Here is a 26,488-nt window from a genome sequence, read left to right as displayed (position 1 = left end):
GATGAAAGCGCACGGAGTGTTACACGCTGAGCTTAATCGCCACATTGCGCGATTGGGTCACACCGATACCTTTGTTATCGCGGATTGCGGGCTGCCAATCCCGCAGCATGTGCCGGTGGTCGATCTAGCGCTTGTGTTTGGTATTCCACGGTTCGTGGAAGCGTGCCAGGCGATGCTCAACGAGGTGGTCATCGAACAAGTCACTGTGGCTACTGAGACTCCGCCTGAGGTGCGGGAACTGTTCGATGCAGTCACGGAAGTGCCGCACGAAAAGCTCAAAGAGCTTGTCGCTGACGCGGCCTTTGTGGTGCGAACCGGCGAAACCACCCCGTACGCCAATGCCATCTTCCACTGCGGGGTGCCGTTTTGAGCGGCGCCGGAATCCGGGATACTTTCCCGTAGCCTGGATGAATGATTACTGAGAAGTTTTCTGACCGGACACGCATCATCGTCGGTGTCCTCGCGGTCGTCCTCGCCGCTTGCGTGGGGTTGCTGGTGCGCTGGGAGTTGGTGGTGCACGGTGACAATCGGGTCCTGGCAGAATTTATCGAATCCCGGGACCCGGTCACCACCGTGGTGATGCAGGCCATTACTCTGCTGCTGAATCCGCTGTATGCGACGTTATTGGCGGTGGTGCTGGGGTTGTTGGTGTGGCGGGTGACTCGCAGCCGTTGGCTTGGGGGATACGTGGTCGCGTGTGTGGCTGGGGCGTCAGCAATCACGCATTCGTTGAAGTTGTTGGTGCGCCGGGAACGCCCACCGCTGATTACGCAGCTGACCACGGAGCAGGACTTCAGTTTCCCCTCCGGGCACTCTACGGCCGCTGCGGCATTTGGCGTTTCGCTCATCCTTGTCATTGGGGCGCTGGTGCGCAGCAAACGTATTCGCACGGTGGCGTGGCTGTTGGGCACCGCATTTGTACTGTCAATCGCGGTGTCACGGTTGTACCTGGGCGTGCACTGGTTTACGGATGTGGCCAGCGGGTTGCTCGTGGGAGCGGGCACATCGCTGGGTTTAAGTTGGATGGTTACACGCGCGTGCGTGACCGGGGAGGCAGCGCAATTGCAGCGAACTACCAGCATGTAAGATGGTCGGGTACATCGAGGAAGCATTCTAAGCTGGAGGGTTCGTCATGGTTGATCATGCACGTGCAGCGCGTATGGCAAAGCGCATTTTAACGATTGTTGCTAACGCTATCGAGCTGGAGATTAAGGACCGCCGCTTGGAGCTTGTCACCATCACTGATTGTAAGGTCACCGGCGACCTACATGACGCAACTGTGTTCTATACGGTGCGTGGCGTGACCATGAACGTGGAGCCGGACCTGAACACGGCGGCGGAAGCGTTGAAACGCGCCCGTGGCCAGTTGCGCAAAATCGTTGGCGAGCAATTGGGTGTGCGGTTTACGCCCACGTTAACCTTCGAGTTGGATACCGTTCCCGAGGCGAGCGCCCACATGGAGGCGCTGTTGGCGAAAGCCCGCGCCCGCGACGAGGAGCTGCGCAAACTCGCTGAACATGCGCAACCGGCGGGTGAGGCGGATCCGTACAAGCATCCGGAAGACGAGCACTGAGCCGCGATGGAGTGGGGTGCAGCGGCGGAATTTATCTCCGGGGCGGACCGGATTGCGGTGGTGGGGCATATTCGCCCCGACGCGGACGCTATTGGCAGTGTTTGCGCGATGGTGCTTGCGTTGGAGGCGTTGGGCAAAGACGTCGTCGGCGTGATCGGTGAGGCGCAAAAGTTTTCGGAAAACTTGTTGAGCATTCCGGCGGCTGACCGGATCCGCCAGGTCGAGGCATTGCCGGAGGTGGACGCGGTGATCACCGTCGATTGCGCGACGGTGGATCGTGCGGGGGAGTGTGGGGCCGGTATTGCGAGGCACCCGAACGTGCTGGTGGTGGATCATCACGCCTCGAACCCGGGGTTCGGCCACGTTAACTTAATTGATATTGATGCCGAATCAACGACGACGATTCTTGCGGAGCTTATTGCACGCCTCGGCGTGGAGCTTACCCCCGGCATCGCACATGCGTTGTACGCTGGCCTGGCCACGGACACTGGGAGTTTCCGATGGGGGCGGCCCGCGATGCATGAGCTCGCGGCAAGGTTGATGCGCGCGGGCGTGGACGCGCGGCAGGTTGCCATTGATCTCCTTGACGTACGCCGCGTGCCTGACGTGGTGTTGCTTGGCCGGGTGCTGTCCCAATTGCAAGTGGAGCGTGCTGGCGAGTTTTCGCTCGGCGTGGTGTACGCCGATTACCACACTATTCACGATTTTCCGGTGAACTCTGTGGAGGGCATCGTGGAATTCGTCCGAGCGTTGGCCGGGGTGGACATCGGGGTGGTGTTTAAGGAATACACTCCCCATACCTGGGCGGTGTCGTTGCGGTCCACGGCGATGAATGTCGCCGATATCGCCACCGCGCTGGGCGGCGGTGGGCACGTGCTGGCCGCAGGTTACACCGCGTTCGGCACTGCGGACGATGTGTTAGCTCAGCTGACGCACTATCTCGAGGCGTTGTAGGTTCATGAATTTTCGGACTGTCCTAGGCTTAGCGCTGCCCGCGCTCGGGGTCCTGGCGGCCACGCCTTTGTATTTGCTGCTGGACACCGCAGTGGTGGGCAGGTTGGGTGCGAACCAGCTCGCGGCCTTGGGTGCGGCCACGACCATCCAGGCGCAGGTGACCACCCAATTGACCTTTTTGTCTTATGGCACCACCGCGCGATCCGCACGTGCATTCGGGGCAAACGATCGTGCGGGTGCGGTGCGTGAAGGCGTGCAGGCAACCTGGGTGGCGTTGGTGGTGGGTGTCGCGTTGGCCGCCATCATCATGGTGTTTGCGCCCACATTAACCTTGTGGTTGGCGGGCGACGCGGTGGTTGCCGCCGCCGCAACACGATGGTCACGGGTGGCCGCGCTGGGCATTCCGCTCGTGTTGTTGATTATGGCGGGAAATGGTTGGCTGCGGGGGCTGCAAAATACGCGCTTGCCGTTGTGGTTCACGCTCGCCGGGGTGATTCCGAGCGCGATCGCCGTGCCCGTTGCCGTGTCCCGCTTTGGGCTGGTCGGCTCGGCGTGGGCAAACTTGTTCGGTGAGTTGATTACGGCCGCCTTGTTTTTCGGGGCGCTCGTGCGCGCTCATGAGGGTTCGTGGCGCCCGCAATGGTCGATTATTGCTCAGCAGTTGAAGCTGGGGAAGGATTTGATCGCGCGTTCGTTGTCCTTCCAGGTGGCGTTTGTGTCGGCTGCGGCGGTGGCGGCGCGGTTCGGGGCGCCATCGTTGGCGGCGCACCAGGTGTTGTTGCAATTGTGGAACTTGCTCACCCTCGTGTTGGATTCCTTGGCCATTGCTGCGCAGACGCTGGTTGGTTCTGCGTTGGGTGCCGCGACGGGGGCGGCACAGGTGCGCAATGTGGCCAACCGGATCACCCTTTACTCGACCGTTTTTGCGATTTTCCTGGCTGTGGTGTTGGCGAGCGGCTTTTGGTGGTTACCGCAAGTGTTTACGAATTCGGTGGAGGTTCAGCGGGTGATTGCGGGCCCGTGGTGGATCATGGTCGCCATGGTGGTCATCGGCGGCGTGGTGTTCGCCCTTGATGGCGTGCTGCTCGGCGCGGCGGACGCGGCGTTTCTGCGGAAGGCGACTATGGGCGCGGTGTTGTTTGGCTTCCTGCCGGGGGTTTGGCTGTCGCTGCTTTTCGACGCCGGGGTGGTCGGCGTATGGTGTGGGCTTGCGGTATTCCTGTGTGTGCGCTTAGTGGCGGTAGTGTGTAGGTACCGTGGAAATGCTTGGATGGGCATAAACGTTGGCGATGAAAGGGGATCGAGGTGACGCAGACTCTTTGGGCCGTGGCTGATTTGCATGCCGCGGTGAAAGCTAATGCGGAAGCCATCGATCGTATTCAACCGGACCGCCCGGGCGATTGGTTGATCGTGGCGGGCGATGTTGCGGAGCGCACTGAGCTGGTGCTCGAGGTGCTCACTAAGCTGCGGCGCCGGTTCGCGCGGGTGATTTGGGTTCCGGGGAACCACGAGTTGTTTAGCCGGAGTAGTGATCGCCACCAGGGGCGAAACAAGTATGACGAGCTGGTGGACGGTTGCCGCCGAATTGATGTGCTCACCCCGGAGGACCCGTATCCGGTGTTTGCGGGCATTACGATTGTGCCGTTATTTACGCTGTATGACTATTCGTTTCGCGCGCCGGGGTATTCGGTGGAGCAGGCGGTGCAGGCGGCGCATGATCGGCAAGTGATGATGACCGACGAGTTCGCCATCGCGCCGTTCGTGGATATTCGAGCCTGGTGTTGGGACCGGTTGGCATATTCTGTGAAGCGGCTCAGTAAGGTCACAGGCCCCACGGTGTTGGTGAATCACTGGCCGCTGGTGATTGAACCGGTGGAATCGTTGCATGTGCGGGAGTTGGCTCCGTGGTGCGGGACTCGGCACACCCGTAGCTGGGCGAGCAGGTACGAGGCGAAAGCCGTTGTGTTTGGGCATTTGCACATGCCGGGAACTTACGTTGTAGAGGGGATTGCGCACTATGAAGTCAGCTTGGGCTATCCGCGAGAGTGGCAACGATACCCTGCAGATAGACAATGGCCAGTTCGGATACTACAGGCGGGCGATTGACATGTGCGATCCCAACCTGTTTCCAGCATCGGCACGATTTAGCGTTATTCGCCGCGACGTCGATGAAGTGAACCTGGATAACTATTATGGGCTTCATCCGCTGGAGCAGGCGCTCGTGGCCCATGCGGTAGACATTCGCAAAGCCGAGTTTGGGGATGCCCGCTGGTGTGCCCACCAGGCGTTGCGCGATCTCCAACGTGATACGGGTGACCCGATACTGCGGGGCGAGCGTGGGATGCCGTTGTGGCCGGCGTCGGTAAGCGGTTCGTTGACGCATACCGCGGGGTTTCGCGCTGCCGTCGCCGCACCCCGCCTGTTGGTGCGCGCCATGGGGTTGGACGTGGAGCCCGCCGAACCCCTGCCGGAGGGCGTGCTGCGCTCCATTGCCCGCCGCACCGAGCTCACCCGCATTGAAAGCTTAGGTATTGATTGCGCCGACAGGCTGCTGTTTTGCGCGAAGGAAGCCACCTACAAAGCGTGGTTTCCCATGACGCACCGCTGGCTCGGGTTTGAACAGGCGGAGATTGATATCCGCACCGACGGTACATTCGTGTCCTACCTGCTGGTACGGCCTGCACCCGTGCCGTTTATCCGGGGGCGTTGGGAAATCCGCGACGGCTACATTATCGCAGTGACCGCCGTGACCCAATAGGCGCGGGGCTACAGGGTTGAAGGCCGAGCAACAAACACGGTGGCGAGCCGTTTGCCTCGTTCCCGCACTAGCGCAATGGCTTGGCCGTTTGGGGTGACGGCGGCGTGTACGCCCCGCAGTCCGCGCGCTGGCAACCATTGACCCATGGCCAACGCGCGGCCTTCCTCTTCGCTCACCTCCAGTTTGGGGTGAGTGGCGAGGAGCGCTTCATCCAAACTAAAGCTGAGCTGTGGGTCGTCCGCCAGCTGTTCTAAGGTGGCCGCGCGCGCCAACGTGAACGTGCCGACGGCCGTGCGCCGCAATGCCGTGATGTGACCGCCGACGCCGAGCGCCTCACCGAGATCCCTGGCTAAGGAGCGAATGTATGTTCCTGAGGAGCAGTGGACTTCCACGTCCACATCGTAAAATGTGCCTTCAATCCGGTGGTCGAGGACATCAAAGCGATGCACCGTCACAGGGCGCGCAGGTAGTGAAACCTCCTCGCCGGCACGTACCCGCTCGTGGGCGCGCTTGCCATCCACCTTGATCGCACTCACGGAGCTGGGGCGCTGCATGATGTCCCCGGTGAGTTCGGCTATCGCGTCGCGGATGGCGGCGTCGGAAAGCGTACTTGCGTCACAGGTGGCAAGCGGTTCCCCCTCGGCGTCGTCGGTGGTGGTACTCATGCCAAGTCGAATGGTTGCTCGGTACGTTTTCGTTTCGGCGACCAGGTGGGCAAGGAAGCGAGTGCCGCGTTCAATCCCAACGACCAGCACGCCGGTAGCCATCGGGTCCAGCGTGCCAGCGTGTCCCACCCGCCGCGTGCCAAACATCCGGCGCAGGCGCGCAATCACGTCGTGGGAAGTCATGCCGCCTGGCTTGTCCACAACAACCAAGCCGGAAGTGGAGAGGGGATCGTTCATGCGACTTAGTGTATGACGTAGTGTTGTCCGAGTGGATATCTGGCACGGATTAGAGGAAGTGCCGGCCGACCTTGGCCGGAGTGTGGTTACCATCGGTGTGTTCGACGGCGTGCATCGCGGACACCGGGCGCTGATATCGGAAGCCCGCGCGGCGGCGGACCGGCACGGAGTCCCTTGCGTGGTCATGACCTTTGACCCCCACCCCCTCGCAGTGCTCCACCCCGACCGCATGCCGCCCATGCTCGGAAACCTGGCCAACCGTGCGGACCTCGCGGAAGACCTCGGCGTCGACCACATGCTCGCGGTGCGCTTTACCCACGAACTCGCGGCGCAAAGCCCCGAAGAGTTCTTCACCCAAGTATTGCAAGGATGTTTGAACGCGGCGGCCGTGATCGTGGGTGACAACTTTACATTCGGCCACCGGGCCAGCGGAACGACCGAAACCCTCGTCGAGCTCGGGGAGCGCTACGGGGTGGAGGTACGCGTGCTCCCGCTCGTCGCCGAAGACGGAACGACCATCAGTTCGACAGTGATTCGGGGGTTATTGAGCGAAGGCAACGTACGGCGCGCAAACTGGGCGCTCGGCCGTAACTACTCCGTCGCAGGGGAAGTTTGCCGCGGCGCCGGACGAGGCGGCCGTGAACTCGGCTACCCAACCGCAAACTTGTACTTTCCGGAGAGCGTAGCCCTCCCGGCTGACGGCGTATACTGCGGCTGGTTCACCATTCTTGACGACGCCCCGGTCGACGGCGACATGCAGCCCCACCAGCGTTACATGACCGCCGTTTCCGTAGGAACTAATCCCACGTTCGGCGATGAACGGCGCAGCGTTGAAGCGTTCGTATTGGATCAAGACGCAGACCTCTACGGGCGCTTCTGCGCGGTAGAATTCGTCGAACGCCTGCGCCCGATGGTGAAATTTAGCAGCGTTGACGAACTCCTCAGCGCCATGGGCCAGGACGTCGCCCGCGCGCGCGAAATCCTCACTACCGCGACGACGTAGGCTCGCGGGGGTTGCCCGGAACCCGATGTGTGGTGGGGCTTTCTTGTTCGCTTGCTTTGGGTTTTTCGTCGGCGCCATGGTACTGTTTTTCGAGGTTTTCGCGACTGCGGTCCGCAGCAGTCGCACCCCGCCCTCGTGGCGGCACTTTCATGCGGACTGAAAGTATGTACGAGGAGAATACTCCATGGCTCTTACCACCGAGCAGAAGCAATCCATCCTTGCTGAATACGGCATCCACGAGACCGACACCGGCTCCCCGGAAGCCCAAATTGCGCTGCTGACCGCGCGTATCCGCCAGCTGACCGAGCACCTGAAGTTCCACAAGCACGACCACCACTCCCGTCGTGGCCTGCTGCTGCTCGTTGGTCGCCGCAAGGGCCTGCTCAAGTACCTGGCCGAAAACAACATCGATCGCTACCGTGATCTGATCGCGCGCCTTGGCCTGCGCCGCTAATTTCTCGCCGGTGTGGTCGTACTGACCGGCTAGCGAAACGTACCCGCGGTGGGAGTTGGAAAGTCAACTTCCGCGGCGGGTTTTGCTATGCCGGTGTTCCGGTGCCGATAGTTGCGCGCCGTTATAGCAGGAATGCTTGGCTCACATTGAGTACAACGTGCACAATGGTCGGGGCTGCGATATTGCCGGTGATATGCCGGAGGTAGCACATGCCTACCCCGGCGACGAATTGCAGTGCGACCAATCCCACAAGCGACCAGCTCACCAACAACAGCGGCACATGTGGGAGCAAAAACAGTGCGCTCACGATTGCGATTGTGGGTAGTGCGCCGAGGCGTTGGCCAAGAAGCCCTTGCAGGAAGCCGCGAAACAAAATTTCTTCCCCGGCGGCGCGGGCCGCTGTGCTCACCAGGCTGAGTGCTGTGATGGTGGGTAGCGCGATGTTTGGCGAGGATAGCACCTCGGGCGGGATGAGGCGGATGATCGGCCAGGAGAGTGCCGCCAAAACGAGTGCGGTGATGACCGCGAGTGTGAGGTCTTTTGGTCGGGGGCGAGCAAAACCCATCACGCGAGCCGCTTCCCGCAGCGAGTTTCTATGCCACGCGAGGTAAGCAATTGTTGGGATGGAAAATAACAGCAGCTCAACCATGGTTTTATTATAACTGCGTTTGCTGATGTAATTAGGTGTTTATGCCGGCAATTTCGGCGACCATAATAACAATGTTGAGGATAATATGTACCAAGAGTGGTGCGATTATTTTGCCGGTGCGGTGGCGAAGGTACCCCAGGGTGACTACCGCGAGGAATTGCGGCGGCAGCAATACCCAGTACCCGGTGTCTACCAGCGTGAGCAGGGTGGCGGGCAGCATGGATAACAAGGCTTGCGCCAGGATGGCTGTGTAAGCGGAGAAGTGTTTGCTAAAGATGCCTTGGATGAAGCCTCGAAACAGCATTTCTTCCCCCGCGCCGCGCAGCACGGTCACGGTTGCTTCGATGGCGATCATGGCGGCGGTTGCCACAATTGCCGGCTTTGCGGGAATTGAATTGGGGAAGAAATAGACCATAGCGAGCGTCATTGCCGCGAGGAATACCGATGTTGTTGCGGCGCTTTTATAGTCTCGCATTGTTGGTCGAACGAGCCCCATTGTTCGCAGCGCCCCGCGTAAATTTGTTCGATGCTGGAACAGGTAGGCGAGGGAGGGGATTAAATAGATCCTGTGTAGGAGAAGGTAAAACAGGGTAGGCACTGTAAAAAACAGCAGGTCGTTGGGGTCATTGAGTGCCATGTTCACGAGTGTAATCAGTGCTTCTAAATTAGGTATGAGTTACGAATAGCTATTTGTGTTTTGTCCTGGTAAAATGCGCACGAGACTCTTTAAAGAGAAGATCCGATTCCCAGGTGGCACCGATGACCACCCGCATATCCTATCGAGGAGAAACGTACCTACATGAGTGACGTTACTATAGCCAAAGATCCTGAATATGGCATTGTAGAAGCCACAGCAGTTATTGATAATGGTGACTTTGGCACCCGAACCATCCGCTTGGAAACCGGCCAGCTGGCCCGCCAGGCGGATGGTTCTGTTACTGCCTATTTAGATGAAGGCACGATGATGCTGGCTACGACCACGGCGTCGAATCAGCCACGCGAAGGTTTTGATTTCTTCCCCCTGACGGTGGATGTGGAAGAGCGCATGTACGCCGCCGGCCGCATTCCCGGGTCGTTTTTCCGCCGTGAGGGTCGCCCGTCTACCGAGGCGATTTTGGCGTGCCGCCTGATTGACCGCCCGCTGCGGCCGACCTTTGTGAAGGGCCTGCGCAACGAGGTGCAGGTGATCGTCACGGTCATGTCCATGGATCCGAAGGACATGTACGACGTGGTGGCTATTAACGCCGCGTCTGCCGCAACGCAATTGTCCGGCTTGCCGGTGTCTGGCCCGGTGGGTGGCGTGCGCATGGCGTTGTTGGCAAACGAGAAGCACCCGAAGGGCAAGTGGGTTGCGTTCCCCACGCACGAGCAGCAGGCTGAGGCGTTGTTCGAGATTGTGGTGGCGGGCCGCATTGTGTCCAAAAAGAAGGGCCGCCGCACTGTCAACGATGTTGCGATCATGATGGTGGAAGCTGGCGCTACCGAAAGCGTTGTGGAACGGATCGGCGGCGGCGCCCCCGCGCCAACCGAAGAAGTTGTTGCCGAGGGCTTGGAGGCAGCGAAGCCATTCATTGAGGTGCTGTGCCGTGCCCAGCAGGGGTTGGCCAAGCAGGCCGCAAAGGAAACCCAGGAGTTTCCTCTGTTCCCGCCGTACACGGATGAGATTTACGCTGCGGTGGAAAAGAAGGCCGCCGGTAAGTTGGAGAAGCTCCTGACCATCAAGAATAAGCAGGAGCGCGAGGAGGCTACCAACGAGCACATGGAGGCCGTTGAGGAAAGCCTGCTTGGGCGCTTCGAGGATTGTGAGAAGGAGATCCGCGCTGCGTATAACGCACTCATGAAGGCGATTGTGCGGCGTCGTATCCTTACCGATCATTTCCGTATCGACGGCCGTGGCGTCACCGATATCCGCGACCTTGGCGTGGAGGTGGATTTGATTCCCCGCGCCCACGGTTCCTCGTTGTTCGAGCGCGGTGAAACGCAGATCCTTGGGGTGACCACGTTGGACATGCTCAAGATGGAGCAGCAGATCGATTCGCTGACTCCGGTGAACCACAAGCGCTATATCCACCACTACAACTTCCCGCCGTATTCCACCGGCGAGACCGGCCGCGTTGGTTCCCCGAAGCGCCGCGAGGTTGGTCACGGCGCGTTGGCGGAGCGTGCGCTGATTCCGGTGATTCCGTCCCGCGACGATTTTCCGTATACCATCCGCCAGGTTTCGGAGGCGTTGGGTTCGAACGGCTCAACTTCTATGGGTTCGGTGTGCGCGTCGACGTTGTCGCTGTATAACGCGGGCGTGCCGCTGAAGGCTCCGGTTGCGGGCATTGCCATGGGCTTGGTGTCTGATGAGGTGAAGGGCGAGACTCGCTACGTGGCGCTCACGGATATCCTTGGCGCGGAAGACGCGTTCGGCGACATGGACTTTAAAGTTGCCGGCACTGCCGAATTTATTACCGCGCTGCAATTGGACACGAAGTTGGACGGCATCCCGTCCTCCGTGCTCGCGGACGCGCTGTCGCAGGCCCGTGACGCGCGCCTTGCCATCTTGGAGACCATGGCCGAGGTGATCGACAGCCCTGACGAGATGAGCCCGCTGGCGCCGCGCATCACCACTGTCAACGTGCCGATTAGCAAGATCGGTGAGGTCATTGGCCCGAAGGGCAAGACCATCAACTCCATCACGGAGGAAACCGGCGCGAACATCACCATCGAGGAAGACGGCACGGTGTATGTGGCTGCCACGAATGGCGAGGCCGCTGACGCTGCGATTGAGAAGATCAATGCGATTGCGAATCCGCAGCTGCCTAAGGTGGGGGAACGGTTCCTTGGCACCGTGGTGAAGACCACTGCGTTCGGCGCGTTTGTGTCGCTGCTGCCGGGGCGTGACGGCTTGGTGCACATTTCCAAGCTGGGCAACGGCAAGCGTATTGAAAAGGTGGAGGACGTGGTGAACGTCGGCGAGAAGATCCAGGTGGAGATCGCCGATATTGATAATCGCGGTAAGATTTCCTTGGTGCCTGTGGAGGGGTAATCGCCGCTGGTGGTTGTTGTCGACGCCTACCCGGCTGCGCTGTGCGCATTGTGCGCCGTCGCCGTTGGGTAGGCGTTTGCCGTTCCCAAATATTGTTTCGAACCTTGGGTGGGAGAGCTGAGCGCGGCGCGTAGCATAAAAGCGCATAGTTTTGGGGTACATTGAATTATTAAGGCCGCGTGCGTGAGGCGTGCGGCACCGCGCGGATGTTTGTGTGTTCGGAATTTTGGCGAGAGGTTTGCGAGTATGTCCACTGATCGCAGGAAGCGAGCCACGATTATTGACGTCGCGCACGCGGCGGGGGTTTCCAAATCTACGGTGTCGCGCGTGCTGTCGGGGAAGGGGCATTATGCGGAATCCACCCGAAGTCGGATCGAACAGGCGGTCCGTGAGGTTGGCTATACGGTGAATCCAGCCGCGCGGTCGTTGCGCGCGGACAATACGCATTTGATTGGGTTGTTGGTGCGGGATGCACACAACCCGGTGTATGGCACGATGCACCGCGAGTTGCAGCAGGCTGCTTACGAGCGTAATTTGCAAATGCTGTCTATGACGGTTGTGTCGCCGGAGGCGCAGCAGCGCGAGTTGCAGGCGGTGCGTGATTTGGTGGGCCTGCGTGTCGGTGCTGTGATTGTGGCGTCTGGAACAATCCCGAGCGAAGACTTAGTTGAAATCGTCGGCGAGGTGCCGACCTTGGTCTTGGGGCGGCCTGAAACACATTCCAGCCTGCATAATATTTCGTTTGATGAATATCGGCATGGGATGATGTTGGCGGACCGCGTCGTCGCTATGGGCTATGAGCGCGCCGTGGTACTCACCTTGGACGCGAAATATTCGCGTGGTGCGCATGTTCGAACCGCGGCGACGGTGGATCAGCTTCGTCGGCATAATGTTGAAGTGTTGGACTGGCCCGTGGATCGCAATATGCTTTCGGATTCGCAACTCGAAGAAATCCTCGCGTTGCCGGGCCCGCTGGCACTCATGTGCCCGTTCGATCGCGTCGCGCTTGATGTGATGCGTAAATTGCGGGCGCGTGGAATGGCGGTGCCGGAGCGGCTTGGCTTGACGGGGTGCGACGGCTTGGGCGACGGGATCGACCTTATTGGGTTGACTACGTTGCGGCTGCCCGTGGAAACGGTAGCTCAGCGGGGGATCGAACTGGTTGCTGATATGTTGCTGGATGTGCCGACTCGCCCCGTGCGCGAATTGGTGTGCGGTGAACTCATCGCGGGGGAGACCTTGCGTCGCATCGGCTAAAGCCGCCCAGGGTAACGGTAAGGCCGCGCCGTTCCCGATGCGTTGTGCAACCGTTTTCCTAAAACGGGCAGCAGAGCCCTTGAATCTGTGGCTTAGGGGGTAGCTACGCTGCATACAGCACCCCCATTTACAATGATCCATGTCACATCTATAGGTAAACGTGCTTGGCAATACAGTGAAAACCCCTGTTGGCGCCGAAGTTTCCAAAGAATGTGAGTGTGGGAAGGTTCCCATTTTTGGTTGCGATTAGCGTAGTTTTAGGGGTGAACATCAACTGTTGCCCCTTTTCATCGAGGAGTATTGCCGTGATTCTTGCGCAAGCGCCATCGCTGCGGCTCGATGCCCACTGGGTGGATTACGCCATCGTTGCCATCTACTTCGCCTTTGTGCTTGGTATTGGTTGGGCCGCGCGTTCGCGTGTGTCCAGTTCCATTGACTTCTTTCTGTCCGGCCGGTCGCTTCCCGCGTGGGTGACCGGCCTCGCGTTTATTTCCGCAAATCTCGGTGCGGTGGAAATTATTGGGATGTCCGCCAACGGCGTCCAATACGGTTTCCAAACCATGCACTATTTCTGGGTGGGTGCTATCCCCGCCATGGTCTTTTTGGGCATCGTTATGATGCCCTTCTACTACGGCTCGAAGGTGCGTTCGGTGCCGGAATTTATGTTGAAGCGGTTCGGCCCCGGCGCGCACCTGGTCAATGCGATTTCCTTCGCAGTGGCCCAGCTGCTTATCGCCGGTGTGAACCTGTTGCTGCTGGCCAAAATCGTTGAGGCGCTGCTTGGCTGGGACCTGTGGGTTACCCTGCTGGTCGCGGCGATCATCGTGCTGAGCTACATTACGCTCGGCGGGTTGTCGGCAGCTATTTACAACGAAGTGCTGCAGTTTTTCGTCATTATCGCCGCGTTGCTGCCGCTGACGTTGATTGGCCTGCACAACGTCGGCGGTTGGGGCGGCCTGAAAGAAAAAGTCGCTTCGGAAAGCCACTTCCATACGTGGCCCGGCGTCGACATCTCTGGTTTTGATAACCCGGTGGTGTCCGCGGTGGGCATCGTCTTCGGCCTTGGTTTCGTGTTGAGCTTCGGTTATTGGACCACCAACTTCGTTGAGGTGCAGCGCGCGATGGCGTCGGAGTCGCTGTCGGCGGCCCGCAAAACGCCCATCATCGGTGCGTTCCCGAAGATGTTCATTCCGTTCCTTGTGGTGCTGCCCGGCATGGTCGCCAGCGTTTCCGTTGCCGAATTAATGGGTGAAACTCCGGCTGCAAAACCGAATGATGCGATCTTGCTGCTCATGCGCGACCTATTGCCGAACGGGTTGCTCGGCATCGCTATTGCAGGGCTGCTTGCTTCGTTTATGGCGGGCATGGCTGCCAACATTTCCGCGTTTAACACCGTGATTTCCTACGACATTTGGCAAACGTATGTGGTCAAAAACCGAGACGATGACTACTACCTGAACTTCGGGCGCATCGCCACGATTGCCGCCACGGTCGTTGCCGTATTCACCGCTTTGATTGCGCAAAACTTCGGCAACGTGATGGATTATCTGCAAACTCTGTTCGGCTTCTTTAACGCGCCGCTGTTTGCCACGTTTATTCTCGGTATGTTCTGGAAGCGCATGACCGCCCACGCCGGCTGGAGTTCCCTGGTTTCCGGCACGCTCGCCGCAATTGCGTATTGGTACGTGTCGTCCTTTACGGAAACCTCCGCTGCGGTGTTTAATCTGCCCGGCCAGGGCACCGCGTTTGTCGCTGCTTCGTTGGCGTTCGTCACCGCCGTAGTGGTAGCCATTGCGGTGTCCATGGTGACCGCGCCGAAGCCGGCGGCCGAGTTGGTGGGGTTTGTGTATTCGGAAACCCCGAAGGATGTGCGTACGGATTCCACTGAGGCAGGTATGCCCTGGTACCGCCGTACCGTTCCACTGGGCACTTTGTGCATGGTGCTCGTTATCGCCCTCAACATCATTTTCGCTTAGCAGGTAAGGACATATAGCCATGGCTCATTCAACTGCCGGAGCGTTCGACGTCCGCAACATTATCGGAGCGTTGATCGGTGCATACGGCGTCATTCTTGTCGTCGCCGCGTTCGTCATGGATCCCGGCGTCAACCCCGAGACGGGCATGCCCAAAAACAGTGACTACAACCTCTATGCCGGTGCCGCGATGGTCACAGTCGGCGTGGCGTTTTTCGTGTGGACGATGCTGCGCCCCATCGCTGTTCCCGAGGCTGATGCGGAGTAGCGGTCGCTATGACAACTGTTCGCAAAACCAGTACCACGCTTGCTGACGGCCGCGAACTCATCTACTTTGACGACCGCGAACCGTGGGTCAGTGGCGCGGCGACCCGCACCCTGGTGGATTCCCGCGAGTTGCCGCCCAGTAATACCTTCTCGGAGATGCGGCGGGACCCGCTCACGGGCGATTGGGTCGTGATAGCCGCCCACCGCATGAACCGCACGTTTATGCCACCCGCCAACGAAAATCCGCTCGCCCCGACGAAGCCCGGGGAGTTACCTACGGAAATCCCCGCAGACGATTACGACGTCGTGGTGTTTGAAAACCGATTCCCATCCTTGAGCATGCACATGGAGGTGCCGGAGCAGTTCGATGCCCGCCTCGATGGGTTCGTCGATCGAGCCCCCGCGTTGGCCCGCTGTGAGGTCGTGTGCTTTACGGCTGACCCCGACTCGAGTTTTCGGGATCTTCCGCCGGCGCGTGTGCGCACCGTCATTGAGGCCTGGGTGGATCGCACGCGCGAGCTATCCAAACTGCCGGGAATCAAACTGGTTTTCCCGTTTGAGAATCGTGGCCCGGAAATCGGGGTGACGTTGCAGCACCCGCATGGGCAAATCTACTCTTACCCATTTTTGCCGCCGCGCACCCAAGCGATCGTTGACCGTGCGAAGGCGTATCGTGCGGAGGCTGGCAGGGATTTGTTTGACGATGTTCTCGCCGCCGAGTTGCGCGGCGAACGCGTGATTATCAATACAGAACATTGGGTCGCATATGTGCCCGCCGCGGCGAAGTGGCCCATGGAGTTGATTCTGGCCACCAAACGCAAGGTCGCCGACTTCACCGAGCTTACCGACGTCGAGAAGGACGAACTTTCCCACATCTACCTGGATATTCTGCGCCGCGTCGATAGGTTTTTCGAGGGAGTGGATAAAACGCCGTACATTGCGGCATGGAATCAGGCCCCCATCGGTCCGGACCGGGAATTCGGCAGGCTCCATCTTCACCTGTTTTCCCTCATGCGTTCGCCCGGCCGGATGAAATACCTTGCGGGTACGGAGTCCGCGATGGGTGCTTGGAACAACGACACCACACCCGAGCGCATTGCCGCACGTTTTAAGGAGGTTTTTCATGACTGACCTAACCCAACAAGCCGCCGCATTGTTTGTTGACATGTTCGGCGGTCAGCCGGACGGCGTGTGGGCGGCACCGGGGCGGGTGAACCTTATCGGCGAGCATGTCGATTACGCCGGCGGGATTTGCCTGCCGTTCGCCCTGAGCCAGCGCACGTATGCGGCGATGCGGTTGCGTACGGATGGGTTCGTCAGGGTTGCGTCGGTGTTGCCGGGGCAGACGGAAGTTGCTCAGGTTTCGATGCCGCTCGCGGAGGTCGGGCCGGGCAATCCGGCGAATTGGGCGGGCTATGTGGTCGGCTCCATTTGGGCGGCGATAGAGCAGGGCACGCTGCCGCCGGAGTTTCCCGGTTGCGATATTGCGCTGGTGTCCGAGGTGCCGCTCGGCGCTGGCCTGTCCAGCTCTGCGGCGTTGGAATGTTCGGTTGCGCTTGGTGCGTACGAATTGGTGCACGGCGCGGCGGACGAGGATGCGCGGTTGCGGCTTATCGCCGCGTGCATGACCGCGGAAAACGAGGTGGTTGGCGCGTCGACGGGCGGGTTGGACCAGCGGATTTCCCTCATGGGTACTGCCGGGCATGCGTTAGCGATTGATTACGCGGACGATTCCATGCACCACATTCCCTGCGACCTGGACGCCGCGGGTTTGGCAATTCTGGTGATCAATACCAACGCCCCGCACACGCTTGCGGACGGGCAATACGCCTCCCGGCGCGGGATTATCGACGCCGCGACCGCTGGCCTCGGCGCGCCGCTGCGGGACGTGCCCAACGCGGAAGACGCCGCAGCCGAGTGGGCCCGCACCGCGCGCCCAGGCGAGGAGGATCTTGTGCGGCGGCGTGTGCGGCACGTGGTGAGCGAAATTGAGCGGACCACACGGGCTATTGAGGAGCTGCGGGCGCAAGATTTCGTCGCGTTTGGGCGCCGCATGGTGGAGTCGCACGCCAGTTTGCGGGACGATTATGAGGTCACGGTGATTGAGTTGGATACCGCCGTGGATGCTGCCCTCGCGGCGGGTGCGCTGGGAGCCCGTATGACCGGTGGTGGTTTCGGCGGCAGCGCGATCGCGTTGGTGAACCTTCGCGACGTGGATACGGTGCAAGCGGCGGTTGTGCGAGCGGCGTCCGAGGCGGGTATTGCGACGCCGGAGTTTTTGGTCGCGGTGCCTTCGGCGGGGGCGCAACGCACCCAGTAAGTTCGTCGTTGGGTTCGAAAACCCGCCGGGCGGTGGTTCGAGTGACAACACCGCCCGGCGGGTTGCGCGCGTGTGCGGGGGGAGCGGCGTCGTCCGTGGAGGCGTCTTCGCAGTTAGAATCGAGGGAACGAAAATTTGAAGCGAAAAGGAGAACAAACGTGGCTGCAGCGAACATCAAGGTCGGAGTCCTCGGTGCGCGCGGACGGGTTGGCCAAGCCGTATGCGACGGGGTCAACGCCGCCGCCGACCTTGAGCTGGTTGCGCAGGTTGATCGCGACGATTCGCTGCAAGACTTGGTCGATCAGGGTGCCGAAGTGGTTGTGGATTTCACGCAGCCGGGCGTAGTGATGGACAATCTCGAATTTTGCATTCGGCACGGTATTTCCTGCGTGGTCGGCACTACCGGCTTCACCCCAGAACGCCTCGAACAGGTACGCGAGTGGTGTGCTGCGCAGCCGAACGTCGGGGTGCTTATCGCCCCGAACTTTGCCATCTCCGCCGTATTGACGATGCAATTTGCCCGCCAAGCCGCTCGGTTTTTCGAGTCAGCGGAGGTCATTGAGTTGCACCACCCGAACAAGCTGGACGCACCGTCGGGTACGGCGATCCACACCGCGGAAGGTATCGCGCAGGCGCGTCGCGCAGCGGGAATGGCCCCAGCTCCTGATGCAACCGAGCAAGCGTTGGATGGCGCCCGAGGTGCGGCGGTCGAAGGCGTGCCGGTGCATGCGGTGCGTATGTCCGGCATGGTGGCGCACGAGGAAGTCATCTTTGGCACCCAGGGCCAGACGCTGATTATTCGGCAGGATTCGTACGACCGCACCTCGTTCGTGCCGGGCGTGCTGGTGGGGGTGCGGCGCGTGGGTCAGGTGCCCGGCTTAACAGTCGGATTGGAACACTATTTGGATATTGAGGGCGCGTAGGATGGTGCGCCACGTAGACCTTGACGTACAGCTGATTGCCGCCAGCGAGTTCTTCCCGCCCGTGGATGTGGCGTGGGATAACGATGCCGCCTCCGGCGGGGAAGCGTTGGCGGAGTTCGCGGGCCGGGCCTGTTACGAGAGCTTTGATAAACCAAATCCCCGGACCGCCAGCAATGAGGCGTATCTGCGGCACATTATTGAGGTAGGGCACCTCGCGGTGCTGGAGCACGCCACCGCCACCATGTACATTCGGGGAATTTCGCGGTCGGCTACGCACGAGCTGGTGCGGCATCGGCACTTTTCCTTCTCCCAGTTGTCGCAGCGCTTTGTGCATGATGGCCAGCCGGCGGTGGTGATGCCCCCGTTGATCGCCCAAGATCCGGAGCTGGCCGCATTGTTTGATCAGTGCGTCGAGGACGCTCGCTTTACGTTCGAAGAGTTGTTGCAGGCTTTGGAACAGCGGTTATCGGATGAGCCGAATGCGCTGCTGCGGCGAAAGCAGGCGCGGCAGGCGGCGCGCGCGGTGCTACCCAATGCGACGGAATCGCGCATTGTGGTCACTGGGAATTACCGCACGTGGCGCCATTTCATTGCAATGCGCGCCACGGAGCATGCGGACGTGGAGATTCGCCGAGTGGCGGTGGAATGTTTAAAGGTGTTGCAGCGCCAAGCGCCGGTCGTGTTTAGCGATTTCGGGGTGAGCACCCTTGCGGACGGCTCGGAAATGGCGGTAAGCCCTTATGTGACGGACTTTTAGCTGGTTCCATGAGGAAATCTTCGTTACCATTTGAAGAACTTAATTTACACCACAGAGTGTCGGTGCCAACCTGCTGCGCCGACGACGATAGGGATAGGTCAACAGAATGAACACTGGGAAAGTAGCAACTCGAGGTGCGTCCACGTTTGGCACCGTCGCCGTGGCCATGGTTACTCCGTTTACCGCCGAGGGCGAGATTGATATCGATGCGGGCGTGCGCTTAGCCCACCATTTGGTGGACCATGGTTGCGATGCGCTGATTTTGGCGGGCACTACCGGCGAATCCCCAACCACGACCACGGCGGAGAAACTCGCGTTGTTGCGCGCGGTGCGGGAGTCGCTGCCGGATGATATTCGGTTGGTAGCGGGGGCGAGCACGAACAATACGCACGCGTCTGTAGAGTTGGCGCGCGCGTCCGCCGAAGCGGGGGCGAGCGCGTTGTTAGCGGTGACGCCGTATTACTCGAAACCATCCCAGGAGGGTGTTTACCGTCACTTTATGGCCATGGCGGACGCCACTGACCTGCCGGTTTGCCTTTATGATATTCCGAGCCGTTCTGCAATTCCCATTGCGTCTGATACCATCAGGCGTCTGGCAGAACATCGCAATATTCAAGCGATGAAAGATGCAAAAGGTGATATCGCCGCCGCGATCCCATTGATCGCGGAAACTGGCTTGGCTTGGTATTCCGGCGATGACCCGCTGAATTTGCCGTGGTTGTCTGTTGGCGCCACCGGTTTTATTTCGGTGCTTGGTCACATTGTTCCGCACCTGCTGCGTGAGATTCACACCTGCTTCGAGGAAGGCGACCTCGCCCGCGCGCGGGAAATCAACGCCACAGTGTCCCCGCTGTTCGCCGCCCAGGCCCGCTTGGGTGGGGTCAGCCTCGCGAAAGCTGCCTTGGGAATCCAAGGCATTGATGTCGGTGAGCCTCGGCTGCCGCAGGTCCCCGCGGATCCGCAGCAACTGGAGGAACTCCGCCACGATTTAGAAAAAGTTGGAGTCCTTACAATATGACTGAACCCCGTAACCGTCCGCGGAAGGTAGTACGCAAGCAAGGCCCGCCGGAGGCAGTGGAGTTTCAAGCCCCGGCCGGTGCGGCAGAGGTGAAAACCAGCGTGCAGGATATGCAATCCGGCGGCGAACACCGGGCAAATGGGAGAAACCAGGGGTCCCGCAATCGGCGGGGCGGCCGTGGTCGGCGCGACAATGGCGGGGGTGGACGTCGTAACGTGGTGAAATCCATGCAGGGGGCGGATTTGACGCAGCGGCTGCCGCAACCCCCGAAGTCCCCGAAGGAGGGGCTGCGCATTGTGGCGCTGGGCGGTATTTCCGAAATTGGCCGCAACATGACGGTCTTCGAGTACCACAACCGGCTGCTCATCGTGGATTGCGGCGTGTTGTTCCCCTCCTCGGGTGAGCCGGGCGTGGATTTGATCTTGCCGGACTTCTCCTATTTGGAGGATAAGCTTCAGCGCATTGAGGCGCTGGTGGTTACCCATGGCCACGAGGACCACATCGGTGCGATTCCGTGGTTGTTGAAGTTGCGGCCTGACATTCCGATTTTGGGTTCGAAGTTTACGTTGGCGTTGATTTCTGCGAAGTGCAACGAGCATCGCCTGCGCCCGAAGCTGGTGCCGGTGGATGAAACTTCCCGCGAGAAGCGCGGGCCGTTTGATGTGCGTTTCTTTGCGGTCAACCACTCCATCCCGGATTGCCTTGGCGTGGCTATTGGCACGGGCGCGGGCCTGGTGGTGCATACGGGTGACATTAAGCTCGACCAAACGCCGTTGGATAAGCGCCCCACGGACTTGCCCGCCCTGTCGCGCTTGGGCGATGAGGGGGTGGCGCTGTTTTTGTGCGATTCCACCAATGCGACGACCCCCGGCGTGTCCAGCTCGGAAGCGGAGATCGGGCCCACGCTCAAGCGGTTGGTTGCGGACGCGAAGCAGCGCGTTATTGTCGCCTCGTTCGCTTCGAACGTGTATCGCGTGCAAGCGGCTGTCGACGCCGCGGCTGCCGCCGGCAGGAAGGTTGCGTTTAACGGCCGCTCCATGATTCGAAACATGGAGATTGCCGAAAAGATGGGCTACTTGAAGGCCCCGCGCGGCACGATCATCACGATGGATGAGGCTGCCAAAATGGCGCCGCATAAGGTGATGCTGGTGACCACCGGTACGCAGGGCGAGCCGATGGCTGCGTTGTCGCGTATGGCGCGTCGGGAACACCGCCAGATCAACGTGCGGGACGGCGACCTGATTATTTTGAGTTCGTCGCTGGTGCCGGGCAATGAGGAAGCCGTGTTCGGTGTGATCAACATGCTCGCGCAGATCGGCGCGACGGTGATCACCGGGCGGGATGCGAAGGTGCACACCTCCGGCCACGGCTATGCGGGCGAGTTGTTGTTCCTGTATAACGCGGTGCGGCCGAAGAATGTGATGCCGGTGCACGGTGAGTGGCGGCACTTGCGCGCTAACAAGGAGTTGGCTATTTCCACGGGCGTGGACCGGGACCAGGTGGTGCTGGCGCAAAACGGCGTGGTGGTGGATTTGATGGACGGCCGCGCGCGAGTGGTCGGTCAAATTCCGGTGGGTAACCTGTACGTCGATGGCGTCACGATGGGCGATATTGACGAGGAGGTGCTGGCGGACCGCACGTCCATGGGCGAGGGCGGTCTGATCGCCGTGACCGTGGTGATTGATAACCGCACGGGTCGCCCGTTGGAGCACCCCACGGTGCAAGCGAAGGGCTTCTCCGAGGATGCCGCCGCCATGATGCCCGAGGTCACCGAGTTGGTGGACAATATCATGTTGGATCTTGCGGGTGAGGGCGAGAACGATCCGTACCGCATGGTGCAGCAATTGCGCCGCAAGGTGTCTCGTTATGTGGAGCAGAAATGGCGCCGCAAGCCGATGATTATCCCCACGGTGGTCCCGATGCACTCGGAAGCCACCCATATTGATGATGAGGATATCCACGGCTCCCGCGAAAGCCTGTAAGAGCACTAGGCTAGGGCGCATGAGTTTTTCCGAAACAGAACGCAGTGCGCTCGCCGCGCTGTTCACCCAGCTTGGCCCCGATCATCCGACGGTGCTGCCTGGGTGGACTAACCATGATTTAATCGTGCATTTGGTGCTGCGGGAAACCCGCCCCGATATCGCCACCGGAATGTTTGTTCCAGCGCTGTCGGGGCGGTTGGATGCTGCGACGGAACAATACCTGCAGCGGGATTTCCACGAGCTGGTTACCCAATGGGCTGCCGGCCCGCCGATCTATCACCCCATGCGGTACTTGAGTCCCGTGGTCAACACCCTGGAGCACTTTGTGCACCACGAGGATGTACGCCGTTCGCTGCCGGGGTGGCGGCCGCGGGAATTGAGCCCCGCGGACCAGCAGGCGTTGTACCGGCCGTTTCGCATGATGGCGGCCATGCTGGTGGGTAAATCCACCGCGCCGGTGGTATTGGAGCCGGTGGGCTTGCCGCGCATCGTTGCGGCGGATCGCCGTGGAGTTTCGGCCGCGGGTAATCGGGTGGTGCACGTGTCTGGGCCGCTGGGGGAGCTGGTGTTGTGGGCTTTCTTTAGAGAAGCTGTGGATATTCAGATTCAGGGCGATATCAACCGGATTGTGCGCAGCTCAATCTAAGTTTCGGTGTGGCGGGTGGGGCTCGTGTGACAATTCGAGCTATTCTGTTCGGTATGACCACCAACAGCCAACGCGCGAAACCGGCAAGACCGACCCGCACCGCAGAACGCGCTGCCGCAACCTCGGCCGAGAGGACCGGCAGCGCTTTTAACGCTGTCACTGGTGGTTTTCAAGCAATCGCAAGCGCTACTGGCCGGATTAAGGCGAAGCGCAGCGCTGCCCCGAAAAAAAAGTCTCAGCCAGCGGAAACCAAAGAACTACCTAAGGATGGCGCGGCGTCGAAAAGCGCTGAACAAAGCAGCGAAAACAGCGCCGACAAACCGCAGGCCGCAGCCAAACCCGCGCCCGGGGCAATCAACGCAACCATCGAACGCCACGCGGACGGTATCGGCCTCACCCTCATCGGCCTGTCCCTCATTCTAGGGGGAACGGTGTGGTTCGGTATCGGCGAGCCCATCGGCGGCGTCATTGCGAGCATGGTGCAGCTGGTCATCGGCGCCGGCGCCTACCTGCTGCCGTTGATTCTCTTCGGCCTCGCGCTCGTGCTCATGCTGGGGTACCTGCCGCCGCAGGAGCAACGTAACCGCATCGGGCTGGGAATCGGGTTGATCGGCGTGCCCATGCTCGGCACCATCCACCTGTTTGCGGGCGACCCCATCGTGTGGGAGCTGCGCAAAACCGCAGGTGGCGCAATCGGGGCGTGGGTTGGTGGGCCGCTCGCCGCTGGCTTTTCCGTGTTTTTGGCCGTGCCGATTCTGCTGTTGGTGATCTTCTACGGAGCCTTAAAAACAACTGGGATTTCCGTACGGGATTTCGCCGCGTTCATCGGTAGCCTCATCAACACCGGCGGCGACCTCTACGAGGACGAGGACGAAGACTCGGACGGCGACGATGCCGAGGAGCCGGAGCGCGCGCCCCGCCGCCGCTTCGAACTGAACAAGCGCGGTGAGCAAAGCACCCTGTTCGACATGCCGCAGGTTACTGAGGAACAACTCGCCGCGGACAACGCCTCCCCAGAGCAGATCGCGCACGCCGATACCGAAGAGTTTCCGGCGATCGTGGTGGGCAACCAGCGCCGCAAAAAGAACAAAAAACCCACTGACGACGCCGTCTCCTCCGGCGTCGAGGGTGTCCGTCAGGCAATCCTGGCGCGTAGCGGAGTGGATCCGACGGCCGTGCCAGCGAGCACCCCGAAAAGCGAATCCCGCAAGGCCGAGCCGGCGCCGGTGCCGCGCGAACCCCAAGGCGACTATCAGCTGCCCGCAACGTCGCTATTGATTCCCGGTGAGGTACCCAAAACGCGGTCCGCCGCCAACGACCGCATGATCGAAGCCATCACGGAGGTGTTCCGCGAATTCAATGTGGACGCCGTGGTCACCGGGTTTTCCCGCGGCCCTACGGTCACCCGCTACGAGGTGGAGTTGGGTCCGGGTGTGAAGGTTTCCAAGATTACGAACCTGCAGTCCAACCTGGCGTATGCGGTGGCCACTGACAATGTTCGCCTGCTTACCCCAATCCCCGGCAAATCCGCCGTGGGCATCGAGGTACCCAACACCGACCGCGAAATGGTGCGCCTCGGTGACGTGCTCAACGCGCCCAATGTGGTGGCCAACCACGATCCGATGCTGATCGGTCTTGGCAAGGACATCGAAGGCGATTTTGTGAGCCACTCGGTGCAGAAAATGCCCCACCTGCTGGTGGCCGGTTCCACCGGTTCCGGTAAATCCGCCTTTGTGAACTCCATGTTGGTGAGCCTGCTGACCCGGGCTACCCCGGAGGAAGTGCGACTGATCTTGGTGGACCCGAAAATGGTGGAACTCACCCCCTACGAGGGCATTCCGCACCTGATCACGCCGATTATCACGCAGCCGAAAAAGGCGGCGTCGGCGCTGCAATGGTTGGTTGAGGAAATGGAGCAACGCTACATGGACATGAAGTCCGCACGCGTGCGCCACATCAAAGACTTCAACCGGAAGGTACGCGCCGGGGAAATTGAAGTGCCAATGGGTTCCCAACGGGAGTACCGCCCCTACCCGTACATCATTTGCGTGGTCGACGAGCTTGCCGATTTGATGATGACGGCGCCGAAAGAAATCGAAGATTCCATTGTGCGCATCACCCAAAAGGCACGCGCGGCTGGTATCCACTTGGTGCTGGCCACGCAGCGCCCGTCGGTGGACGTAGTTACGGGCCTTATTAAAACAAACGTTCCTTCGCGGTTGGCGTTTGCTACGTCGTCCCTCACGGATTCGCGCGTGATCCTCGACCAGGCTGGCGCCGAAAAACTGATCGGTATGGGCGACGGCTTGTTTATCCCACAGGGGGCGGGCAAACCCGTGCGCATCCAAGGCGCGTTTGTCACCGACGAGGAAGTGCAAGCCGTGGTGGACGCAGCCAAGCAGCAAGCAGAGCCGAACTACACCGAGGGCGTCACTGAGGACAAGGGCGGCAATGCCAAAAAGGAAATCGACGATGATATCGGCAACGATATGGAAGATCTCCTGCAAGCGGTCGAACTTGTGGTCACATCGCAATTGGGGTCTACGTCGATGCTGCAACGAAAGCTGCGCATTGGTTTCGCCAAAGCGGGTCGGCTCATGGACATCATGGAATCCCGCGGCGTGGTGGGGCCCTCCGAAGGCTCCAAAGCGCGCCAGGTATTGGTGAAACCGGAGGAACTGGACACCATCTTGTGGATGATTCAGGGCGCGGACCCGGCAACCGCGCCGCAAGAAGACGACGAGGCGCACGTGGTCCAAGCCAATCCCGCCGGCGGCGTGTTTTAGCACATCGGCGTCGATGTGAGTACAGTGGAACAACGTCTTGGAGGGGAGTACCCCAACCATGGCAGCGATCGTCAACACGGCACTTCATTCAAGTCCCGGTCCTGCCAGCCGCCAGCCAGCGGCGGGGGAGACCTCCGGTCAATAGCACCAATCTAAAGACCGGAGGTCTAAACAACACATGGAAGTAAACGCACTGACTTGGGGCATCACCATTGTCGTGCTCATGGGGCTGATCATCTTTGATTTCGTATCCCACGTGCGCAGCCCCCACGAGCCCACCATGAAGGAAGCTACCTACTGGATGCTGTTCTACATGGCGCTCGCATGCGCATTCGGAGTGTTCCTGTGGTTCACGTGGGGCGGCCCCGAAGGCAAACACGATCATGCGATCGAATTCTTCGCTGGCTACATCACCGAACTCAGCTTGAGCGTAGATAATCTGTTCATTTTCGCCCTCATCATCGGGGCGTTCCAGATTCCCCGCGCCTACCAGCAAAAAGTGTTGCTCATCGGTATTGCCCTGGCGCTGATTTTCCGCGGCGCGTTTATTGCCATCGGTGCGGTGGCCATTGCGAAAGCCTCCTGGGTGTTCTACATTTTCGGGGCGTTCCTGCTGTACACAGCAGTGAAACTCATCATGGATGAACTCCGCGGCGGGGAGCAGACCGAGGTGGATGACATGCTGTTGGTGCGGCTTGCCCGGAAGATGATTCCGGTGTCCAGTAACTTCGACGGCGATAAACTCTTCACCCGAGAAAACGGGGTGCGGATGGTCACGCCGCTAATGATCGCGTTGGTATCCATCGGTTTCATCGACCTGATGTTTGCTTTCGACTCGATTCCCGCCATCTTCGGCCTGACCCGCGAACCCTACATCGTGTTCACCGCAAACGCGTTTGCGTTGATGGGCCTGCGGCAAATGTACTTCTTGCTCGACGGGCTGCTGGATCGCCTCGTGTACCTGTCCTACGGCCTCGGGGTGATCCTTGCCTTCATCGGTGTGAAACTGTTGCTGCACGCCCTCCACGAAAATAAACTGCCGTTCATTAACGGTGGCGAACCGTTCCACGTGTTTGAGGTTCCCACCGTGGTCTCGCTCCTTGTCATCGTAGGCGTCTTGGCGATCACGGCCATCGCGTCCGTGATCAAGAGCATGCGCGATGAAACCTTCGGTGGCGTGGCCCCGCGCAATAAGTTCTAAACCGTCGCGCGGGGGCTTGGCCTGGGGCGTA

The 26,488-nt window shown here is 60.3% G+C and carries 25 protein-coding genes; 22 read left to right on the top strand and 3 right to left on the bottom strand.

What is annotated here, in order from left to right; genetic code table 11:
- Nucleotide 1: 1 nt before the first annotated feature.
- Genes rbsD through Q4D83_RS00500 form a run of 7 tightly spaced genes read left to right on the top strand, consistent with a single transcriptional unit; the run spans nucleotide 2 to nucleotide 5,285 of the window.
- Complete coding sequence (rbsD, locus tag Q4D83_RS00530; protein ID WP_303172050.1) at nucleotides 2–370, top strand: D-ribose pyranase; 369 nt, start codon at nucleotides 2–4, stop codon at nucleotides 368–370.
- Nucleotides 371–411: 41 nt separating this feature from the next.
- Complete coding sequence (locus Q4D83_RS00525) at nucleotides 412–1,086, top strand: phosphatase PAP2 family protein (RefSeq protein WP_303172049.1); 675 nt, start codon at nucleotides 412–414, stop codon at nucleotides 1,084–1,086.
- Between the two features lie 46 nt (nucleotides 1,087–1,132).
- Entirely contained in the window at nucleotides 1,133–1,573 is a 441-nt protein-coding gene (gene rbfA, locus Q4D83_RS00520) for a 30S ribosome-binding factor RbfA (protein ID WP_303172048.1), read from the top strand.
- Nucleotides 1,574–1,579: 6 nt separating this feature from the next.
- On the top strand, nucleotides 1,580–2,527 hold the full coding sequence (locus Q4D83_RS00515; protein WP_303172046.1) for a bifunctional oligoribonuclease/PAP phosphatase NrnA: 948 nt from the start codon (nucleotides 1,580–1,582) through the stop codon (nucleotides 2,525–2,527).
- A 4-nt stretch (nucleotides 2,528–2,531) separates the two neighbouring features.
- Nucleotides 2,532–3,836 (top strand): MATE family efflux transporter, encoded by a 1,305-nt coding sequence (locus Q4D83_RS00510; protein ID WP_303172044.1) that lies wholly within the window; start codon nucleotides 2,532–2,534, stop codon nucleotides 3,834–3,836.
- Nucleotides 3,833–4,633, top strand: coding sequence for a metallophosphoesterase (locus Q4D83_RS00505; protein ID WP_303172043.1), 801 nt, complete (start codon nucleotides 3,833–3,835; stop codon nucleotides 4,631–4,633). Before Q4D83_RS00510 ends, Q4D83_RS00505 begins: the two co-directional genes overlap by 4 nt.
- Nucleotide 4,634: 1 nt before the next feature.
- The gene (locus Q4D83_RS00500) at nucleotides 4,635–5,285 is read left to right on the top strand and encodes a 4'-phosphopantetheinyl transferase (protein WP_303172041.1); all 651 of its coding nucleotides are present in this window, start codon (nucleotides 4,635–4,637) and stop codon (nucleotides 5,283–5,285) included.
- Between the two features lie 8 nt (nucleotides 5,286–5,293).
- Here Q4D83_RS00500 and truB read toward each other — a convergent pair whose 3' ends face one another.
- A complete protein-coding gene (gene truB / locus Q4D83_RS00495; RefSeq protein WP_303172040.1) occupies nucleotides 5,294–6,187 on the bottom strand; it encodes a tRNA pseudouridine(55) synthase TruB in 894 nt (297 codons plus the stop codon).
- A 31-nt stretch (nucleotides 6,188–6,218) separates the two neighbouring features.
- Between truB and Q4D83_RS00490 the strand changes: the two genes are divergently transcribed.
- The gene (locus tag Q4D83_RS00490; protein ID WP_303172039.1) at nucleotides 6,219–7,190 is read left to right on the top strand and encodes a bifunctional riboflavin kinase/FAD synthetase; all 972 of its coding nucleotides are present in this window, start codon (nucleotides 6,219–6,221) and stop codon (nucleotides 7,188–7,190) included.
- Between the two features lie 184 nt (nucleotides 7,191–7,374).
- A complete protein-coding gene (rpsO, locus tag Q4D83_RS00485; RefSeq protein WP_303172037.1) occupies nucleotides 7,375–7,644 on the top strand; it encodes a 30S ribosomal protein S15 in 270 nt (89 codons plus the stop codon).
- Between the two features lie 121 nt (nucleotides 7,645–7,765).
- On the opposite strand, the gene Q4D83_RS00480 is transcribed toward rpsO, so the two are convergent.
- The gene (locus Q4D83_RS00480; RefSeq protein WP_303172036.1) at nucleotides 7,766–8,293 is read right to left on the bottom strand and encodes a CPBP family intramembrane glutamic endopeptidase; all 528 of its coding nucleotides are present in this window, start codon (nucleotides 8,291–8,293) and stop codon (nucleotides 7,766–7,768) included.
- Between the two features lie 31 nt (nucleotides 8,294–8,324).
- Complete coding sequence (locus tag Q4D83_RS00475; protein WP_303172035.1) at nucleotides 8,325–8,930, bottom strand: CPBP family intramembrane glutamic endopeptidase; 606 nt, start codon at nucleotides 8,928–8,930, stop codon at nucleotides 8,325–8,327.
- Between the two features lie 162 nt (nucleotides 8,931–9,092).
- Here Q4D83_RS00475 and Q4D83_RS00470 point away from each other — a divergent pair, with 162 nt between their 5' ends.
- The 13 genes from Q4D83_RS00470 (at nucleotide 9,093) to Q4D83_RS00410 (ending at nucleotide 26,457) form a co-directional block, all read left to right on the top strand.
- Nucleotides 9,093–11,327, top strand: a complete 2,235-nt coding sequence (locus Q4D83_RS00470; RefSeq protein WP_303172034.1) for a polyribonucleotide nucleotidyltransferase — start codon at nucleotides 9,093–9,095, stop codon at nucleotides 11,325–11,327.
- 246 nt (nucleotides 11,328–11,573) lie between these two features.
- Complete coding sequence (locus tag Q4D83_RS00465) at nucleotides 11,574–12,584, top strand: LacI family DNA-binding transcriptional regulator (RefSeq protein WP_303172033.1); 1,011 nt, start codon at nucleotides 11,574–11,576, stop codon at nucleotides 12,582–12,584.
- A 305-nt stretch (nucleotides 12,585–12,889) separates the two neighbouring features.
- Nucleotides 12,890–14,560 (top strand): sodium:solute symporter family protein, encoded by a 1,671-nt coding sequence (locus tag Q4D83_RS00460; RefSeq protein ID WP_303172030.1) that lies wholly within the window; start codon nucleotides 12,890–12,892, stop codon nucleotides 14,558–14,560.
- 19 nt (nucleotides 14,561–14,579) lie between these two features.
- The gene (locus Q4D83_RS00455; protein ID WP_303172028.1) at nucleotides 14,580–14,825 is read left to right on the top strand and encodes a hypothetical protein; all 246 of its coding nucleotides are present in this window, start codon (nucleotides 14,580–14,582) and stop codon (nucleotides 14,823–14,825) included.
- A gap of 8 nt (nucleotides 14,826–14,833) precedes the next feature.
- Nucleotides 14,834–15,955 (top strand): galactose-1-phosphate uridylyltransferase, encoded by a 1,122-nt coding sequence (gene galT / locus Q4D83_RS00450; RefSeq protein ID WP_303172026.1) that lies wholly within the window; start codon nucleotides 14,834–14,836, stop codon nucleotides 15,953–15,955.
- Nucleotides 15,948–17,144 carry a galactokinase gene (galK, locus tag Q4D83_RS00445; protein ID WP_303172024.1) on the top strand — a complete coding sequence of 399 codons (1,197 nt, stop codon included), beginning with the start codon at nucleotides 15,948–15,950 and terminating at the stop codon, nucleotides 17,142–17,144. The genes galT and galK overlap by 8 nt, the downstream gene beginning before the upstream one ends.
- Nucleotides 17,145–17,317: 173 nt before the next feature.
- A complete protein-coding gene (gene dapB / locus Q4D83_RS00440; protein ID WP_303172845.1) occupies nucleotides 17,318–18,067 on the top strand; it encodes a 4-hydroxy-tetrahydrodipicolinate reductase in 750 nt (249 codons plus the stop codon).
- A 1-nt stretch (nucleotide 18,068) separates the two neighbouring features.
- Complete coding sequence (thyX, locus tag Q4D83_RS00435) at nucleotides 18,069–18,824, top strand: FAD-dependent thymidylate synthase (protein WP_303172023.1); 756 nt, start codon at nucleotides 18,069–18,071, stop codon at nucleotides 18,822–18,824.
- Nucleotides 18,825–18,930: 106 nt separating this feature from the next.
- Entirely contained in the window at nucleotides 18,931–19,842 is a 912-nt protein-coding gene (gene dapA / locus Q4D83_RS00430) for a 4-hydroxy-tetrahydrodipicolinate synthase (protein WP_303172022.1), read from the top strand.
- Nucleotides 19,839–21,824 (top strand): ribonuclease J, encoded by a 1,986-nt coding sequence (locus Q4D83_RS00425; RefSeq protein ID WP_303172021.1) that lies wholly within the window; start codon nucleotides 19,839–19,841, stop codon nucleotides 21,822–21,824. Before dapA ends, Q4D83_RS00425 begins: the two co-directional genes overlap by 4 nt.
- 19 nt (nucleotides 21,825–21,843) lie before the next feature.
- Complete coding sequence (locus Q4D83_RS00420; protein WP_303172020.1) at nucleotides 21,844–22,470, top strand: TIGR03085 family metal-binding protein; 627 nt, start codon at nucleotides 21,844–21,846, stop codon at nucleotides 22,468–22,470.
- Between the two features lie 53 nt (nucleotides 22,471–22,523).
- Entirely contained in the window at nucleotides 22,524–25,256 is a 2,733-nt protein-coding gene (locus tag Q4D83_RS00415) for a DNA translocase FtsK (RefSeq protein WP_303172019.1), read from the top strand.
- A 178-nt stretch (nucleotides 25,257–25,434) separates the two neighbouring features.
- On the top strand, nucleotides 25,435–26,457 hold the full coding sequence (locus Q4D83_RS00410; protein ID WP_303172018.1) for a TerC family protein: 1,023 nt from the start codon (nucleotides 25,435–25,437) through the stop codon (nucleotides 26,455–26,457).
- Nucleotides 26,458–26,488: the final 31 nt, after the last annotated feature.

The organism is Corynebacterium sp. (genome assembly GCF_030532715.1).
Classification (GTDB): domain Bacteria; phylum Actinomycetota; class Actinomycetes; order Mycobacteriales; family Mycobacteriaceae; genus Corynebacterium.
This window is presented reverse-complemented; position numbering and strand designations above follow the sequence as displayed.

Excerpts from the sequence above, each read along its gene's own strand:
- rbsD (WP_303172050.1), top strand. The coding sequence starts at position 2 with ATGAAAGCGCACGGAGTGTTACACGCTGAGCTTAATCGCCACATTGCG.
- Q4D83_RS00525 (WP_303172049.1), top strand. The coding sequence starts at position 412 with ATGATTACTGAGAAGTTTTCTGACCGGACACGCATCATCGTCGGTGTC.
- rbfA (WP_303172048.1), top strand. The coding sequence starts at position 1,133 with ATGGTTGATCATGCACGTGCAGCGCGTATGGCAAAGCGCATTTTAACG.
- Q4D83_RS00515 (WP_303172046.1), top strand. The coding sequence starts at position 1,580 with ATGGAGTGGGGTGCAGCGGCGGAATTTATCTCCGGGGCGGACCGGATT.
- Q4D83_RS00510 (WP_303172044.1), top strand. The coding sequence starts at position 2,532 with ATGAATTTTCGGACTGTCCTAGGCTTAGCGCTGCCCGCGCTCGGGGTC.
- Q4D83_RS00500 (WP_303172041.1), top strand. The coding sequence starts at position 4,635 with ATGTGCGATCCCAACCTGTTTCCAGCATCGGCACGATTTAGCGTTATT.
- truB (WP_303172040.1), bottom strand. The coding sequence starts at position 6,187 with ATGAACGATCCCCTCTCCACTTCCGGCTTGGTTGTTGTGGACAAGCCA.
- rpsO (WP_303172037.1), top strand. The coding sequence starts at position 7,375 with ATGGCTCTTACCACCGAGCAGAAGCAATCCATCCTTGCTGAATACGGC.
- Q4D83_RS00480 (WP_303172036.1), bottom strand. The coding sequence starts at position 8,293 with ATGGTTGAGCTGCTGTTATTTTCCATCCCAACAATTGCTTACCTCGCG.
- Q4D83_RS00475 (WP_303172035.1), bottom strand. The coding sequence starts at position 8,930 with ATGGCACTCAATGACCCCAACGACCTGCTGTTTTTTACAGTGCCTACC.
- Q4D83_RS00470 (WP_303172034.1), top strand. The coding sequence starts at position 9,093 with ATGAGTGACGTTACTATAGCCAAAGATCCTGAATATGGCATTGTAGAA.
- Q4D83_RS00465 (WP_303172033.1), top strand. The coding sequence starts at position 11,574 with ATGTCCACTGATCGCAGGAAGCGAGCCACGATTATTGACGTCGCGCAC.
- Q4D83_RS00455 (WP_303172028.1), top strand. The coding sequence starts at position 14,580 with ATGGCTCATTCAACTGCCGGAGCGTTCGACGTCCGCAACATTATCGGA.
- galT (WP_303172026.1), top strand. The coding sequence starts at position 14,834 with ATGACAACTGTTCGCAAAACCAGTACCACGCTTGCTGACGGCCGCGAA.
- galK (WP_303172024.1), top strand. The coding sequence starts at position 15,948 with ATGACTGACCTAACCCAACAAGCCGCCGCATTGTTTGTTGACATGTTC.
- thyX (WP_303172023.1), top strand. The coding sequence starts at position 18,069 with ATGGTGCGCCACGTAGACCTTGACGTACAGCTGATTGCCGCCAGCGAG.
- dapA (WP_303172022.1), top strand. The coding sequence starts at position 18,931 with ATGAACACTGGGAAAGTAGCAACTCGAGGTGCGTCCACGTTTGGCACC.
- Q4D83_RS00425 (WP_303172021.1), top strand. The coding sequence starts at position 19,839 with ATGACTGAACCCCGTAACCGTCCGCGGAAGGTAGTACGCAAGCAAGGC.
- Q4D83_RS00420 (WP_303172020.1), top strand. The coding sequence starts at position 21,844 with ATGAGTTTTTCCGAAACAGAACGCAGTGCGCTCGCCGCGCTGTTCACC.
- Q4D83_RS00415 (WP_303172019.1), top strand. The coding sequence starts at position 22,524 with ATGACCACCAACAGCCAACGCGCGAAACCGGCAAGACCGACCCGCACC.
- Q4D83_RS00410 (WP_303172018.1), top strand. The coding sequence starts at position 25,435 with ATGGAAGTAAACGCACTGACTTGGGGCATCACCATTGTCGTGCTCATG.